Raw genomic sequence first — 16,969 nt, 5'->3', positions numbered from 1 at the left:
AGAAAGGCATCGGGCGCTCATGGACCTGAATCTGAAGGACAAGGTGGTGCTGGTCACCGGCGGCGGCAGCGGCATTGGCGCGGCCATTTCGCTCACGCTCGCGCGCGAAGGCGCGGTGCCCGTGATCTGCGGGAAGAACCCGCTGGACGCGCCGTTCGAGCAGGAGCTGCACGCGCTGCAGCCGCGGGCGCGGTTCCTTCAGTTCGACCTGATGGAAGAGGCCGCCTGCGGCCAAGCCGTCGAGAGCAGCGCCGCGGAGTTCGGGCGCATCGACGGGCTGGTCAACAACGCGGGCGTGAACGACAGCGTGGGACTCGAAGCGGGGCGCGAGGCATTCATCGCATCGCTGGAGCGGAACCTCGTCCACTACTATGTGATGGCGCATTTCTGCCTGCCGCACCTGAAGGCCAGCCGCGGCGCGATCGTCAACATCTCCTCGAAGACCGCCCTCACGGGGCAGGGCAATACCAGCGGCTACACCGCGGCCAAGGGCGCGCAGCTGTCGCTGACGCGCGAGTGGGCGGCCTCCTTGCTGGAGGAGGGCGTGCGCGTCAACGCGGTGATACCGGCCGAGGTGATGACGCCGCTCTACCAGCGCTGGATCTCGGCCTTCGACGAGCCCGACCGCAAGCTCGCGGCCATCACCGACAAGATCCCGCTCGGCCGCCGCATGACCACGCCGCAGGAGATTGCGAACACCGTGGTGTTCCTGCTCTCCGAACAGGCCTCGCACACGACGGGGCAGTGGGTGTTCGTGGACGGCGGCTACACGCACCTGGACCGGGCGCTGACCTGATCCTTCGCGCTTCCCTTCACCCGCCACCAGACCCGACGACCATGCGCCACTGCCTTGCCCTCGACCTGAAAGACGACCCCGCACTGATCGCCGAGTACGAGGCCTATCACCGCGACATCTGGCCCGAGGTGCGCGCACATCTGCATGCGCACGGCGTGACGGGCATGGAGATCTACCGGCTCGGAACGCGGATGGTGATGCTGATGGAAACCGACGACGCGCGCTACGACGCCGAGGCGATGGCGGCCGCGACGCGCAGCGATCCGAAGATCCGCGCGTGGGAAGAATTGATGTGGAAGTTCCAGGCGCCGACGCCCTGGACGCCCGAAGGGGAGAAGTGGTTGGAGATGGATCGGATCTTCAAGCTGTAGCTGCCTGCAGTTTCGACATTCCCTTTTTGTCGGCTGCAGCGTGAACGCCGGCCAGGGCTGTCGCAGGTCGGTCCCGGAAGCGACGCTCCGTGTCACTCTTTCGGTCCGATCTGCATGTTCCTTCCTCCCTGCATGCGCGGGTACGGATCGTGCACCTTGTGCCGCGGCATTCGATTCGCTTTTCAATCTCGATCAACCTTTCTCTTTCATTTCCCATGTTTTCTCGACGATGCGTTTTCGCGCTGATGCTTTCGGTGCTCCTGTTCGGCTGTGGCGGTGGCGGCGGAGGCGGCGGTAGCCAGGGTGGCGGCGGCTTCGCCGGCCTGGCGGGCCTGGCCGGCAGCAATGGCAGCCAGGGCCCTACCGGCGGCCAAGGCGGCGGCGGCACCGGTGCTGCAGGTGGCACGGGCGATGCAGGCGGAGCCGGCGGCACAGGCAGCGGCGCTTCGCCCACCGTCCCGGCGACTGCCGCATTGGCGGCCAAGCTCGGCAAGCCCGCGCGCGTGCTGCTCGGACTCGGCGCGGGCAACACCCTCGCGCAGATGAAGAGCCAGGACATCCACCCGGACATCATGGACGCCTACCTCGTGGGCGTGGGCGCAGGCGCCTGGCCCACCTGGAACAGCCCCGACGGGGCCTACGTCACCGTCACCGCGCAGGCCGCCCAAGCCTACGGCGCCGTCCCGATGTTCACGCTCTACCAGATGGCAACGAGCGGCGAGGGCAACATGAGCACCATCAACGACACGGCCTTCATGAACGGCTACTGGTCGCAGGTGCGGCTGATGTACCAGCGCATCGCAGCTCTGGGGACGCCCGTCCTGGTCAACCTGGAGCCGGACTTCTGGGGCTTCGTTGCGGCGCAAGCGCCGGGCCGTGACGCAACGCGGCTGTCGGCCCTGGTGAACAGCCAGCCCGAATGCAGCGGATTGCCCAACACCGCCGCGGGCTTGGGCCAATGCCTGGTGCAGATGGGCAGGCAGATTGCGCCCAAGGCACTGCTCGGGTTCCCGCCCGCATTCTGGAGCGGCACCGCTGCCGAGATCGGCGCGCAAATGCGCGCGGTGGGGGCGCATCAGGCGGACTTCATCGTCGCCCAGACCACCGACCGCGACGCGGGTTGCCGGGAAGTTGCGTCGCCGCCCGCGGAATGCACAGGGCGAAGCGGCCCGTTCTACTGGGACGAAAGCAACGTCGCCAGCCCCAACTTCCACGAGTCGCAGCGCCAGATCTCGGACTACCGCGCAGCGCTGGGCAACGGGCTGCCGATCCTGTGGTGGCAAACGCCGATGGGCGTGCCCTCCGCCACGCCGGGCGGCACCGACCTGCACTACCGCGACAACCATGTCGACTACATGCTGCGCAACGCCCAGGAGTACGGCGACACCTCCGCCTTCGCGATCGTCTTCAGTGCCGGAGGCAGCGTCCAGACCTCGATCAGCACCGATGGCGGCCAGTTCGCGCGCCTGTCGGCGCTGTACCTCGCACGCGGCGGTGCCGCCTTGAAGTAGCAGCGGTCGGCAACGGCGGAGGCATGGCACTCCTGCCCTTGCCGCGCCCGGCATGAGAGCCGGCATGACGTCAGGGTTCACCCCAATCACCGGTCCGGCGATTCGGACGGCCCCATCGCCGCGCATCCGGATCGTCGGCGGGGCGTCCATTTCATTCCTGCCTCGTTCCCCATGAAATCAACGACTTAGCGTGCCCTGCGCGCCACGCATCGCGTGGCACATCGATTGCTCTGTACCAAGGCTGGCCGCATCGCCCGATGCAGGTCCCGGCCATGACACAGGAGACAAACCGATGAGCACCATGGGTGACCTTGACCCCACGGAAACCGGCGAATGGGTCGACGCGCTCGGCGCGGTCCAGCAGCACCGCGGCAGCGAGCGCGCGAACTTTCTGCTGAACCGCCTCGTCGACGAGGGCCGCCGCGAAGGCGTGTACGTGCCGCGCTCGCTGAACACGGCCTACAGGAACACCATCCCGCCCGAGAAGGAAGAAAAGTCTCCCGGCAACCGCGAGATCGAGCACCGCCTGCGCTCGATCATCCGCTGGAACGCGATGGCGATCATCCTGCGCGCCAACAAGGATTCGTCCGAACTCGGCGGCCACATCGCGAGCTTCCAGTCGGCGGCCACGCTCTACGACATCGGCTTCGGCCACTTCTGGCATGCCGCCACCGACACCCACGGCGGCGACCTGCTGTTCATCCAGGGCCACAGCTCGCCCGGCATCTACGCGCGTGCCTTTCTCGAAGGCCGCTTGAGCGAGCAGCAGCTGCTCAATTACCGGCAGGAATCCGAAGGCAACGGCATCCCGTCGTACCCGCACCCCTGGCTCATGCCCGACTTCTGGCAGTTTCCCACCGTGTCGATGGGCCTGGGCCCATTGATGGCGATCTACCAGGCACGCTTCCTCAAGTACCTGCATGGCCGGGGTCTCGCCGACACGGCGCCGCGCAAGGTCTGGGCCTTCATGGGCGACGGCGAGATGGACGAGCCCGAGTCGCTCGGCGCCATCTCGCTCGCAGGCCGCGAGAGCCTGGACAACCTCGTGTTCGTCATCAACTGCAACCTGCAGCGCCTCGATGGCCCGGTGCGCGGCAACGGCAAGATCGTGCAGGAACTCGAGAGCGTGTTCCGCGGGGCCGGATGGAACGTCATCAAGGTGCTCTGGGGCAGCGGCTGGGACGCGCTGCTTGCCAAGGACAAGAGCGGCAAGCTCTTGCAGCGCATGGAAGAGTGCGTGGACGGCGAGTACCAGGACTTCAAGAGCAAGAGCGGCGCCTACGTGCGCGAGCACTTCTTCGGCAAGTACGACGAGACCCGCGCGCTGGTCGCAGAGATGAGCGACGACGAGATCTGGGGCCTCACGCGCGGCGGCCACGACCCCGAGAAGGTGTTCGCCGCCTACGCCGCGGCCGTCAGGCACAAGGGCCAGCCCACGCTGATCCTGCCCAAGACGGTGAAGGGCTACGGCATGGGCGAATCGGGCGAGGGCCAGATGATCGCGCACCAGGCCAAGAAGATGACGCAGGACGCGCTGCGCGGCTTCCGCGACCGCTTCCAGATCCCGGTTTCCGACGAAGAGCTGCCCAACGTGCCCTTCATCCGGCTGGCCGAGGACAGCCCCGAGATGAAGTACCTGCACGAGCGCCGCGCCGCGCTCGGCGGCTACCTGCCCCAGCGCCGCCGCAAGTCGACCGCGCTCGAGATTCCGCCGCTTTCCACCTTCGAGCGCCTGCTCAAGGACACCGGCGAGCGCGAGATATCGACCACCATGGCCTTCGTGCAGATGCTCGGCACCTTGGTGCGCGACAAGCAGATCGGCAAGCACGTGGTGCCCATCGTGCCCGACGAATCGCGCACCTTCGGCATGGAAGGCATGTTCCGCCAGCTCGGCATCTGGTCGTCGCTCGGCCAGCTCTACAAGCCGCAGGACGCCGACCAGCTCATGTACTACCGCGAGTCGAAGGACGGCCAGGTGCTGCAGGAAGGCATCAACGAGGGCGGCGCGATGTCCAGCTGGATCGTCGCGGCCACCTCGTACAGCACGAACAACGTGCCGATGATTCCGTTCTACATCTACTACTCGATGTTCGGCCTGCAGCGCGTGGGCGACCTGGCCTGGCTGGCCGGCGACATGCGTGCGCGCGGTTTCCTGCTGGGCGGCACTGCCGGGCGCACCACGCTCAACGGCGAGGGCCTGCAGCACGAGGACGGCCACAGCCACATCCTGGCCGGCACCATTCCCAACTGCGTCTCGTACGACCCGACCTTCGCCTACGAGGTGGTGGCCATCGTGCGCGACGGCATGCGCCGCATGTACGCCGAGCAGGAGGACGTGTATTACTACATCACCCTCATGAACGAGAACTACCCGCACCCCGGCATGCCCGAGGGCAGCGAGGCAGGCATTCTCAAAGGCCTCTACCAGCTCAGCGATGGCGGCAAGACCCCCAAGAAGGGCCACCGCGTGCAGCTCATGGGCAGCGGCACCATCCTGCGCGAGGTGATGTTCGCGGCCGAGCTGCTGAAGAACGACTTCGGCATTGCCGCCGACGTGTGGAGCGCCACCAGCTACAACGAGCTGCGCCGCGACGGCATGGCCGCCGAGCGCTGGAGCCGGTTGCACCCGACCGAGCCGGCGCGCAAGAGCCATGTCGAGCAATGCCTCGAAGGACACGAAGGCCCGGTCATCGCGGCCACCGACTACATGCGCAACTACGCCGACCAGGTGCGCGAGTACGTGCAGGCCGCGGGCCGGCGCTACACCGTGCTCGGCACCGATGGCTTCGGCCGCAGCGACTACCGCAAGAAGCTGCGCCGCTTCTTCGAGGTCGACCGTTGGCACGTGGCCGTGGCCGCGCTCAAGGCGCTGGCCGACGACGGGGTGATCAAGCACGCCGTGGTGGCCGAGGCCATCGAGAAGTACGGGCTCGACGCCGAGCGCGCCGCCCCCTGGACCGTCTGAGGCACGACATGAGCAATGCAATCGACATCAAGGTGCCCGACATCGGCGACTTCAGCGACGTGCCCGTCATCGAGATCTTCGTGAAGCCGGGCGACACGGTGAAGGCCGAGGACCCGCTGGTCTCGCTCGAATCCGACAAGGCCACGATGGATGTGCCCGCGCCGCGCGGCGGCGTGGTGGAGTCCATCACCGTGAAGCTCGGCGACAAGGTCAGCGAAGGCAGCGTCGTCATGACGTTCAAGGCAGAGAGCGGTGCCGCTGCGGCCGCACCGGCACCGGCCGAAGCCGCCAAGCCCAGCGTCAGCGCCGCGCCGTCGGCCACCAGCGCGCCGGCCGGCGTGGCCGAGGTGCGTGTGCCCGACATCGGCGACTTCAAGGACGTGCCCGTCATCGAGATCTTCGTGAAGGTCGGCGACACGGTGAAGGCCGAGGATCCGATCATCTCGCTCGAATCGGACAAGGCGACGATGGATGTGCCGGCGCCGCTCTCGGGCGTGGTGACGGCCATCGGCATCAAGATCGGGGACAAGGTCAGCGAGGGGTCGGTGATTCTTTCGCTGGCGACGGGCGATGCGCCTGTGGCGGCGGCCGCTCCCTCACCCCAGTCCTCTCCCGCGAGCGGGAGAGGGAGCGAAGCGGCGGCGGCGTTGCCGCCTGTCGGCAATGCGGAGGTCGAAGCCGGCTTCGCGCTCGCCTATGCGGGCCCTGCGGTGCGCAAGCTCGCACGCGAACTCGGCGTCGACCTGGGCAAGATCAACGGCACCGGCGACCATGGCCGCATCGTGCGCGCCGACGTCGAGGCCTTCGCGAAGGGTGGCGGTGCATCTGCCGCGCCCGCTGCCGGCAAGGCTGCAGCAGCCCCCGCAGGCGGTGGCGTCGGTGGCATCGACCTGCTGCCCTGGCCCAAGGTCGACTTCGCCAAGTTCGGCCCGACCGAGCGCAAGGAGCTCTCGCGCATCAAGAAGATCAGCGCCGCGAACCTGCACCGCAACTGGGTCGTCATTCCGCATGTGACGACGCACGACGAGGCCGACATCACCGAGCTCGAACCCTTCCGCGTGCAGATGAACAAGGAGCTGGAAAAGTCGGGCGTGAAGATCAGCATGCTGCCCTTCATGATGAAGGCGGCCGTCGCCGCGCTGAAGAAGTTCCCGGAGTTCAACGCGAGCCTCGACGGCGACGCCTTGGTGCTCAAGAACTACTGGCACATCGGCTTCGCCGCCGATACGCCCAACGGGCTCATGGTTCCGGTGATCCGCGACGTCGACAAAAAGACTGTGCCCGAGATCGCGAAGGAGATGGGCGAGCTCGCCAAGCTTGCGCGCGACGGCAAGCTCAAGCCCGACCAGATGTCGGGCGGCACCTTCACCATCAGCTCGCTCGGCGGCATTGGCGGCATCTACTTCACGCCGATCATCAACGCGCCCGAGGTCGCCATCATGGGCGTGTGCAAGAGCTACTGGAAGCAGCACTCTTCGGACGGCAAGACCTACAGCTCGCGCCTCACGCTGCCGCTGTCCCTGTCGTGGGACCACCGCGTGATCGACGGCGCCGCCGCCGCACGCTTCAACGTCTATTTCGCCAACGTGCTCGCCGACCTGCGGCGCGTGCTGTTCTGAAGGAAGCTCCCAAATGGCACACACGGTGGAAGTCAAGGTCCCGGACATCGGCGAATTCAAGGATGTCGCGGTCATCGAACTGCTGGTCAAGCCGGGCGAAGTCATCGCGGTCGATACCGGGTTGATCATGGTGGAGTCGGACAAGGCTTCGATGGAGATTCCTTCGAGCCATGCGGGGACCGTGAAGGAACTGAAGGTGGGGCTGGGGGACAAGGTGAGTGAAGGCTCCGTCATCCTGGTCATCGAGACCGCCGCGGCGGGAGCGGGGGCACCCTCACCCCAGCCCTCTCCCGCAAGCGGGAGAGGGAGCGAAGCCGCGCCCGCATCTGCACCAGTGCCGACACCTGCGGCAGGCAGCTACACCGGCCAGGCCGACATCGAATGCGAGGTCCTCGTGCTCGGCGCCGGCCCCGGCGGCTACTCGGCCGCATTCCGCAGCGCCGACCTCGGCATGAAGACCGTGCTGGTCGAGCGCTACGCCACACTCGGCGGCGTGTGCCTCAACGTGGGCTGCATTCCCTCGAAGGCGCTGCTGCACACAGCCGGCGTGATGGATGAAGTGAAACTGCTCGCCAAACACGGCATCAAGTACGCCGCGCCCGAAGTCGACATCGACGCGCTGCGCGGCTTCAAGGATGGCGTCATCAAGAAGCTCACCGGCGGCCTGGCCGGCATGGCGAAGGCGCGCAAGGTCGAGGTGGTCACCGGTGTCGGCAGCTTCCTTGATGCGCATCACGTCGAGGTGGTGGGCGAGGGCGGCGGCAAGCGCGTGCTGAAGTTCGCCAAGGCCATCATCGCCGCGGGCTCGCAGGCCGTGAAGCTGCCCTTCATGCCAGAGGACGAGCGCGTGGTCGATTCGACCGGCGCGCTGCTGCTCAAGGGCATTCCCAAGCGCATGCTGGTGATCGGCGGCGGCATCATCGGCCTGGAGATGGCCACGGTGTACTCGACACTGGGCACGCGCATCGACGTGGTCGAGATGCTCGACGGCCTCATGCAGGGCGCCGACCGCGACCTCGTCAAGGTGTGGGAGAAGTTCAACGCGCCGCGCTTCGACAACGTAATGCTCAAGACCAAGACCGTCGGCGCCAAGGCGACCAAGGCCGGCATCGAGGTCAGCTTCGAAGGCGAGAAGGCACCTGCCACACCGCAGCTCTACGACCTCGTTCTGGTCGCCGTGGGCCGCAGTCCCAACGGCAAGAAGATCGCCGCCGACAAGGCCGGCGTGGCCGTCACCGAGCGCGGCTTCATCGAGGTCGACCGGCAGATGCGCACCAACGTGCCGCACATCTTCGCCATCGGCGACATCGTGGGCCAGCCCATGCTCGCCCACAAGGCCGTGCACGAGGCGCATGTGGCGGCGGAAGCGGCGCACGGCGAGGCTTCGTTCTTCGATGCGCGGCAGATTCCTTCGGTGGCCTACACCGACCCCGAGGTGGCCTGGGCCGGCAAGACCGAGGAGCAGTGCAAGGCCGAAGGCCTGAAGTTCGGCAAGGCGGTGTTCCCCTGGGCCGCATCGGGCCGCGCCATCGCCAACGGGCGCGACGAAGGCTTCACCAAGCTGCTGTTCGACGAGGCCACGCACCGCATCGTCGGCGGCGGCATCGTCGGCACGCATGCGGGCGACCTGATCAGCGAGCTGTGCCTGGCCATCGAGATGGGCTGCGAGCCCGCCGACATCGGCAAGACCATCCACCCGCATCCGACGCTCGGCGAATCCATCGGCATGGCCGCCGAGCTGTTCGAAGGGGTGTGCACCGACCTGCCCCCGGTGAAGAAGAAGTAGGCCGCCACGATGCCGCTCGCACTGGCTTTCGAAGCGCTGGGATCGGGGCCTCCGGTGGTGATCCTGCACGGCCTGTTCGGCGCGGGGCGCAACTGGATGCGGGTTGCAGAGACGCTGGCCGCAGACCACCGCGTCTATCTGCCCGATGCCCGCAACCACGGCGCCTCGCCGTGGGCCGAGTCCATGTCGTACGTGGAGATGGCGGGCGACGTGCTCGCGCTGGTCGAGCAAGAGCAATTGCAGCGGCCCTTCGTGATCGGGCACAGCATGGGCGGCAAGACGGCAATGGCCCTCGCGCTCTCGCATCCGCAGGCCATCGGCGGCATCGCCGTGATCGACATCGCGCCGGAGAGCTACACCGACCAGTTCTCGTCGTACGTGTCGGCCATGCGGAGCCTCGATGTGGCGGGTGCCGCCAGCCGCCGCGAAATCCACCAGGCACTGGCCGACAGCCTCAACGCGGAGGCCCCGGTCGACTTCCTGATGCAGAACCTGCGCCGGCAGAACGACCGCTTCGACTGGCGGCTGAACCTGCTGGCCACGGGCCTGTGCATGCGCGAGCTCTGCGGCTTTCCCGAGACGCTGCACGAAGCGCGTTATGCCGGGCCCGCGCTCTTCGTCCACGGGGCGGAGTCCGACTACGTGCGGCCCGCGTCGTTCGCGGGCATCCGCGCGCTTTTTCCGCGTGCGGGAACCGAGAGCATTGCCGATGCGGGCCACTGGATACACGCCGACCAGCCCGCGGCGCTGCTGTGCGGGCTGCGCAATTGGCTGGCCGGCGGCGGCACGGCCGTCCCTCAATGACATTCCACGGAGACACCATGTCCGACGACAAACTGCGCGAAGCCGCCCTCGACTACCACCGCTATCCCACGCCAGGGAAGATCTCGGTGAACCCGACCAAGCCGATGGCCACGCAGCGCGACCTTGCGCTCGCATACTCGCCCGGCGTGGCCGAGGCCTGCATGGAGATTGCCCGCGACCCGGCCGAGGCCATGAACCTCACCTCGCGCGCCAACCTCGTGGCCGTCATCACCAACGGCACCGCGGTGCTGGGGCTGGGCAACATCGGGGCGCTGGCCGGCAAGCCGGTGATGGAAGGCAAGGCCTGCCTCTTCAAGAAATTCGCCGGCATCGACGTGTTCGACATCGAGCTCGACGAGAACGACCCCGACGCGCTCATCGACACCATCGCGCGCATGGAGCCCACCTTCGGCGGTATCAACCTGGAGGACATCAAGGCGCCCGAGTGCTTCTACATCGAGAAGAAGCTGCGCGAGCGCATGAAGATCCCGGTCTTCCACGACGACCAGCACGGCACCGCCATCGTCGCGGCCGCCGCCATCCTCAATGCGCTGCGGCACGTGAAGAAGGACATCCGCGAAGTGAAGCTGGTGGCCTCGGGCGCCGGTGCGGCGGCACTGGCCTGCCTCGACCTGATCGTGAGCCTGGGCCTGCCGATGAAGAACATCTACGTGTCCGACAGCGCGGGCGTGGTGTACACCGCCCGCAAGGAACAGATGGACCCGAACAAGGCCCGCTATGCGCAGGAGACTTCGGCGCGCAAGCTCGCCGACGTGATCGACGGCGCCGACATCTTCCTCGGCCTCTCGGCCGGCGGCGTGCTCAAGCCCGAGATGGTCAAGGAGATGGCGCGCGACCCGATCATCCTCGCCATGGCCAACCCGGCGCCGGAGATCCTGCCGGAAGACGCGCTGGCCGTGCGGCCCGATGCGATCCTGGGCACCGGCCGGTCGGACTATCCGAACCAGGTCAACAACGTGCTGTGTTTTCCGTTCATCTTCCGCGGCGCGCTCGACGTGGGTGCGACGGCCATCAACGAAGAGATGAAGCTGGCCGCGGTGCGGGCCATCGCCGAACTCGCGCATGCCGAGATTCCCGAAGTGGTGGCGCAGGCCTACGGCGCGCTCGGCCTGCGCTTCGGCCGCGACTACCTGATCCCCAAGCCCTTCGACCCGCGGCTGATCGAGGCGGTCGCGCCCGCGGTGGCCCAGGCCGCGGTCGACAGCGGCGTGGCAACGCGGCCCATCGCCGACATGAAGGCCTACCGCCAGCGCCTGTCGCAGTTCGTCTACCAGTCGGGCAGCAGCATGCAGCCGCTGTTCGCTGCCGCCAAGCAGTCGCCCAAGCGCGTGGTCTACGCCGAGGGCGAAGACGAGCGCGTGCTGCGCGCCGCGCAGGTGGTGGTCGACGAAGGCCTGGCACGCCCGCTGCTGCTGGGCCGCCCCGAGGTGATCGCCGATCGCATCGCGCAGTACGGCCTGCGCCTCACGCTGGGCGCCGACTGCGAGGCCGTCGATCCGCTCGATGCGGCCGTGCATGGCGATGCGGCCGAGGCCTACTACCAGCTCAAGCGCCGCGAGGGCGTCTCGCGCCTGGTGGCGCAGACCGAGATGCGCAGCCGCGGCACGCTGCTGGCGGCCATGCTGGTGCGCCAGGGCCGGGCCGACGCCATGCTGTGCGGCACGCTCGGCAGCTACGGCGACCACCTGCGCCATGTGCGCGACGCGATCGGCCTGCGCGCGGGCGCCAGCACCATGGCCGCGATGCAGATGCTGATGCTGCCGGGGCGCCAGCTCTTCATCTGCGACACGCACGTGAACCGCGACCCCGATGCAGCGCAGATCGCCGAGATCGCGCTGCTCGCGGCCGAGGAGGTGCGCCGCTTCGGCGTGACGCCGAGCGTGGCGCTGCTGTCGCACTCGAACTTCGGCGGCTCGGACGCGGCCTCGGCCGTGAAGATGCGCGAGGCGCTCGCGCTCATCAAGGCGGCCGATCCGCAGCTCGCGGTGGAAGGCGAGATGCGCGGCGACGCGGCGCTGTCCAAGACCATCCTCGACCACGAGTTTCCGGATTCGGCGCTGGAGACCGAGGCCAACGTGCTCGTCATGCCCAACGTCGACGCGGCCAACATTTCGTACAACCTGCTGCGCATGGCGGCCGGCAGCGGCATCACGGTGGGCGGCATCCTGCTGGGCGCGGCGCGCTCGGTGCACATCCTCACGCCGTCGTCCACCGTGCGCCGCATCGTCAACATGACTGCGCTGGCGGTGGTCGATGCCAACTCGCACCGCAATGCGGCCTGAGGAGGGTGCGGCCATGAACGACACCGTGACGCCGCCGGCGTCTGAAATTTTCCAGGAGATTCCCGTGGACCAACCATCCGTCGCACCCAAGCCCTTCTACAGATCGCTCTACTTCCAGGTCATCACCGCCATCGTGCTCGGGGTGCTGCTCGGGCACTTCTGGCCCGACACCGGCGCATCGATGAAACCGCTGGGCGACGGCTTCATCAAGCTCATCAAGATGATCATCGCGCCGATCATCTTCTGCACCGTGGTGGTGGGCATCGCGGGCATGGAAGACATGAAGAAGGTCGGCAAGACCGGCGGCCTGGCGCTCCTGTACTTCGAGATCGTGAGCTCCATCGCGCTGGTGGTGGGCCTGGTGATCATCAACATCGTGCGCCCCGGCGCCGGCATGAATGTCGACGTGAGCCAGCTCGACGCCAAGAGCATCGCGGCCTACACCGGCCCTGGCAAGATGCAGAGCACCACCGACTTCCTGCTCAACGTGATCCCCAGCACGGTGGTCGATGCCTTCGCCAAGGGCGAGATCCTGCAGGTGCTGCTGGTCGCGGTGATGTTCGGCTTTGCGCTGCACAAGTTCGGCGGCCGCGGCACGCTGGTGTTCGACGTGATCGAGAAGGGCTCGCACGTGCTCTTCGTGATCGTGGGCTACATCATGAAGGTCGCGCCGATCGGCGCCTTCGGCGCCATGGCCTTCACCATCGGCAAGTACGGCGTGAGTTCGCTGCTGCAGTTGGGCCAGCTGATGGCCACCTTCTACCTGACCTGCCTGCTGTTCATCTTCGTGGTGCTGGGGAGCATCGCGCGCTTCCACGGCTTCAGCATCTGGAAGTTCATCAAGTACATCAAGGAAGAACTGCTGATCGTGCTGGGCACCTCGTCGAGCGAATCGGTGCTGCCTCGCATGATGGCCAAGCTGGAGAACCTGGGCGCCAAGAAGTCGGTGGTCGGCCTGGTGGTGCCCACGGGCTACTCCTTCAACCTGGACGGCACCTCCATCTACCTGACGATGGCGGCGGTGTTCATCGCGCAGGCCACCAACACCGACATGACGCTCACGCAGCAGTTCACGCTGCTGGCGGTGCTGCTGCTCACCTCGAAGGGCGCAGCGGGTGTCACGGGCAGCGGCTTCATCGTGCTGGCGGCCACGCTGTCGGCCGTGGGCCACGTGCCGGTCGCGGGCCTGGCGCTCATCCTGGGCATCGACCGCTTCATGTCGGAAGCCCGCGCGCTGACCAACCTGATCGGCAACGGCGTGGCCACGGTGGTGGTCGCCAAGTGGACCAACGACCTGGACACCGTGCGCATGAAGCGCATCCTGGACAACGAGACATCGGCCGAATCCGACGCGCCCGAGGCGGTGCTGGACAAGGTCGAGACCCACATGCCCGTGGCCCAGCCGCGCTGAGGCGGCCACATGCCTGTACGGAACAGCCCACCATGAACAGCCCCGTGCAGAAGCACCGCGTGGTCATCGTGGGCGGCGGCGCCGGCGGCCTGGAACTGGCCACGCGCCTGGGCGATTCGCTGGGAAAGAAGGGGCGGGCGGAGATCACGCTGATCGACAAGCACCGCACCCACGTGTGGAAGCCCAAGCTGCACGAGATCGCCTCGGGCAGCATGGACATGAGCGCGCACGAGGTCGACTACCTCGCGCAGGCGCACTGGCACCACTTTCGCTTCCGGCTCGGCGAGCTGACCGGCATCGACCGCGAGCGGCGCGAAGTGCAGGTGGCGCCGTACCTCGACGACGAAGGCCGGCTGGTCACGCCCGAGCGCGCCTTCGGCTACGACACGCTGGTGGTCGCCGTCGGCAGCCTCAGCAACGATTTCGGCACGCCCGGCGTGCGCGAGCACGCGCTGCGGCTCGAATCGAAGGCCGATGCGCAGCGCTTTCACCAGCGCATGGTCAACGCCTGCATCCGCGCGCATGCGCAGGCCACGCCGCTGCGGCCCGAGCAGCTGCACGTGGCGATCATCGGCGCAGGCGCCACGGGCGTGGAGCTGGCGGCCGAGCTGCACCGCACCACGCGCGAAGTGGTGGCCTACGGGCTGGACCGCGTGGATGCCGAGAAAGACATCCAGGTCAGCGTGATCGAAGCGGCCGACCGCGTGCTCCCCGCATTACCCGCGCGCATGTCGGCCGCCACCGAGGCACTGCTTCGCAAGCTGGGCGTGGATGTGCATACCTCCGCCAAGGTGGCCGAGGTGCTGCCCGAGGGCGTGCGCCTGGCCGACGGCCGCGTGCTGCCGGCCGAGCTGGTGGTGTGGGCCGCGGGCGTGAAGGCGGCCGATTTCATGAAGGACATCGCGGGCCTGGAGACCAACCGCAGCAACCAGCTCGCGGTGCTGCCCACGCTGCAGACCACGCGCGATGAGCACATCTTCGCCATCGGCGACTGCGCGGCCTGCGACTGGCCCGAGGCCAACGGCGGCAAGGGCGGCCTGGTGCCGCCGCGCGCGCAGGCGGCGCACCAGCAGGCCTCGCACGTCGCGGCGCAGATCCGCCGGCGCCTGGACGCAAAGGCGCTCGAGCCCTACCGCTACCGCGACTTCGGCTCGCTGGTCTCGCTCGGCGAATTCAGCACCGTGGGCAACATGATGGGCGGCCTGATCGGCGGGAGCCTGATGGTCGAGGGGCTGTTCGCGCGGCTCATGTACATGTCGCTCTACAAGATGCACGAGCTGGCGCTGCACGGCGTCGTCAAGGTCTCGCTCGACACGCTCGCCCGCCTCATCACGCGGCGCACCGAACCCCACGTCAAGCTGCATTGAGCAGCCCAGCGCAATCCTTCTTTCGCACCAACCTCAAGGAGATTTTCATGTCAGACGATATCGTGATCGTGGCCGCGCAACGCACGGCGGTCGGTAAGTTCGGCGGCGCGCTGGCCGGCACGGCCGCGCCGGAACTGGGCGCGCATGTGGTGAAGGGGCTGCTCGAGAAGGCCGGCGTGCCGGGCGATGCGGTGTCCGAGGTGATCATGGGCCAGGTGCTCGCGGCCGGCGCGGGGCAGAACCCGGCGCGCCAGACGGTCATCAAGGCGGGGCTGCCCATCGGCGTGCCGGGCCTCACCATCAACAAGGTCTGCGGCTCGGGCCTGAAGGCCGTGATGCTGGCGGCGCAGGCCGTGAAATGCGGCGATGCCGAGATCGTGGTGGCCGGCGGCCAGGAGAACATGAGCGCCGCGCCGCACGTGCTGCCCAACTCGCGCAACGGCCAGCGCATGGGCGACTGGAAGCTGGTCGACACCATGATCGTGGACGGGCTGTGGGACGTCTACAACCAGTACCACATGGGCACCACGGCCGAGAACGTGGCCAAGAAGTACGGCATCACGCGCGAGATGCAGGACGCGCTCGCGCTCGCCTCGCAGCAGAAGGCCGCGGCTGCGCAGGACGCCGGGCGCTTCGACGACGAGATCCTGCCGTTCAGCATCGCGCAGAAAAAGGGCGAGCCCATCGTCTTCGCGGCCGACGAGTTCGTGAACCGCAAGACCAACGCCGACGCACTCGCCGGCCTGCGCCCGGCCTTCGACAAGACGGGCTCGGTGACGGCCGGCAATGCTTCGGGCCTGAACGACGGCGCGGCTGTGGTGCTGGTGATGTCGGCCTCGCGCGCCGCCGCGCTAGGCCTGCAGCCGCTGGCGGTGATCCGCGCCTATGCGAGCGCGGGCCTGGACCCGTCGCTCATGGGCATGGGCCCGGTGCCCGCTTCGCAGCTCGCGCTCAAGAAGGCCGGCTGGAAGGCGCAGGACCTCGACCTGATGGAGATCAACGAAGCCTTCGCGGCCCAGGCCTGCGCGGTCAACCGCGAGATGGACTGGGACACCAGCCGCATCAACGTGAACGGCGGTGCCATTGCCATCGGCCACCCCATCGGCGCCTCGGGCTGCCGCGTGCTGGTGACGCTGCTGCACGAGATGCGCCGCCGCGGCGCCAACAAGGGCCTGGCCTCGCTGTGCATCGGCGGCGGCATGGGCGTGGCGCTTGCAGTCGAACGCGCTTGAACGGATTTTTTGTCACACAACGCACCAAGGAGAATGCAGATGAGCGAAAGCAAGCAGCAACAAGTGGTCCTGGTCACCGGCGGCATGGGGGGCCTGGGCGAGACGATCTCCACCAAGATGGTCGATGCGGGCTACAAGCTCGCGGTGACCTATTCGCCCGGCAACAAGTCGCACGCCGACTGGGTCGCGCAGATGGCCGGGCGCGGCTACCAGATCCTGGCCGTGCCCTGCGACGTGGCCGACTACGACTCCTGCGCACGGGCGGTGGGCCAGGTGCAGGAAGCCCTGGGCCCGGTCGACGTGCTGGTCAACAACGCCGGCATCACGCGCGACATGACCTTCAAGAAAATGGACCAGATCAACTGGAACGCCGTGCTGCGCACCAACCTAGACAGCCTGTTCAACATGAGCAAGCAGGTGGCCGACGGCATGGTGGAGCGGGGCTGGGGCCGCATCATCAACGTGTCGTCGGTGAACGGCTCGAAGGGTGCGTTCGGGCAGACCAACTACTCGGCCGCCAAGGCCGGGGTGCACGGCTTCACCAAGGCGCTGGCGCTGGAGGTGGCCAGGAAGGGCGTGACCGTGAACACCATCTCGCCCGGCTACATCGGCACGAAGATGGTCACGGCCATTCCGAAGGAAGTGCTCGACAGCAAGATCCTGCCGCACATTCCCGTGGGGCGCCTGGGCAAGCCCGAGGAAGTGGCGGGGCTGATCATCTACCTGGCCTCGGAAGAGGCGGCCTTCGTGACGGGCGCCAACATCGCCATCAACGGCGGCCAGCACATGCAATGAACGCACGAC

Annotated in this window: 12 protein-coding genes; all 12 read left to right on the top strand. The window is 67.6% G+C overall.

The window, feature by feature from the left end:
* The first annotated feature begins 19 nt into the window (after positions 1-19).
* The 12 genes from AC1DSC_RS17940 (at position 20) to phbB (ending at position 16,960) form a co-directional block, all read left to right on the top strand.
* On the top strand, positions 20-796 hold the full coding sequence (locus AC1DSC_RS17940; RefSeq protein ID WP_369664595.1) for an SDR family oxidoreductase: 777 nt from the start codon (positions 20-22) through the stop codon (positions 794-796).
* Positions 797-837: 41 nt separating this feature from the next.
* Complete coding sequence (locus AC1DSC_RS17935) at positions 838-1,167, top strand: L-rhamnose mutarotase (RefSeq protein WP_018904170.1); 330 nt, start codon at positions 838-840, stop codon at positions 1,165-1,167.
* Between the two features lie 215 nt (positions 1,168-1,382).
* Positions 1,383-2,678: a hypothetical protein gene (locus tag AC1DSC_RS17930; RefSeq protein WP_369664594.1), complete on the top strand. Its 1,296-nt coding sequence runs from the start codon at positions 1,383-1,385 to the stop codon at positions 2,676-2,678.
* A 292-nt stretch (positions 2,679-2,970) separates the two neighbouring features.
* Positions 2,971-5,643, top strand: coding sequence for a pyruvate dehydrogenase (acetyl-transferring), homodimeric type (gene aceE / locus AC1DSC_RS17925; RefSeq protein ID WP_018904172.1), 2,673 nt, complete (start codon positions 2,971-2,973; stop codon positions 5,641-5,643).
* A gap of 8 nt (positions 5,644-5,651) precedes the next feature.
* Positions 5,652-7,262: a dihydrolipoyllysine-residue acetyltransferase gene (gene aceF / locus AC1DSC_RS17920; RefSeq protein WP_018904173.1), complete on the top strand. Its 1,611-nt coding sequence runs from the start codon at positions 5,652-5,654 to the stop codon at positions 7,260-7,262.
* A 13-nt stretch (positions 7,263-7,275) separates the two neighbouring features.
* Positions 7,276-9,048: a dihydrolipoyl dehydrogenase gene (lpdA, locus tag AC1DSC_RS17915; protein ID WP_018904174.1), complete on the top strand. Its 1,773-nt coding sequence runs from the start codon at positions 7,276-7,278 to the stop codon at positions 9,046-9,048.
* A gap of 9 nt (positions 9,049-9,057) precedes the next feature.
* Entirely contained in the window at positions 9,058-9,852 is a 795-nt protein-coding gene (locus AC1DSC_RS17910) for an alpha/beta fold hydrolase (RefSeq protein WP_018904175.1), read from the top strand.
* 17 nt (positions 9,853-9,869) lie between these two features.
* Positions 9,870-12,155 (top strand): NADP-dependent malic enzyme, encoded by a 2,286-nt coding sequence (locus AC1DSC_RS17905; RefSeq protein WP_018904176.1) that lies wholly within the window; start codon positions 9,870-9,872, stop codon positions 12,153-12,155.
* 13 nt (positions 12,156-12,168) lie between these two features.
* Positions 12,169-13,566 carry a dicarboxylate/amino acid:cation symporter gene (locus AC1DSC_RS17900; protein ID WP_018904177.1) on the top strand — a complete coding sequence of 466 codons (1,398 nt, stop codon included), beginning with the start codon at positions 12,169-12,171 and terminating at the stop codon, positions 13,564-13,566.
* A gap of 32 nt (positions 13,567-13,598) precedes the next feature.
* Positions 13,599-14,933 (top strand): NAD(P)/FAD-dependent oxidoreductase, encoded by a 1,335-nt coding sequence (locus AC1DSC_RS17895; RefSeq protein WP_018904178.1) that lies wholly within the window; start codon positions 13,599-13,601, stop codon positions 14,931-14,933.
* Between the two features lie 47 nt (positions 14,934-14,980).
* A complete protein-coding gene (locus AC1DSC_RS17890) occupies positions 14,981-16,165 on the top strand; it encodes an acetyl-CoA C-acetyltransferase (RefSeq protein WP_026283941.1) in 1,185 nt (394 codons plus the stop codon).
* 39 nt (positions 16,166-16,204) lie between these two features.
* Entirely contained in the window at positions 16,205-16,960 is a 756-nt protein-coding gene (phbB, locus tag AC1DSC_RS17885; RefSeq protein WP_012748757.1) for an acetoacetyl-CoA reductase, read from the top strand.
* The last annotated feature ends 9 nt before the right edge of the window (positions 16,961-16,969 follow it).

The sequence above is a fragment of the Variovorax sp. 01N425 genome, from assembly GCF_056399465.1.
Note: the sequence above shows the minus strand (reverse complement) of the source record. Positions and strands in the feature narration are given on the sequence as shown.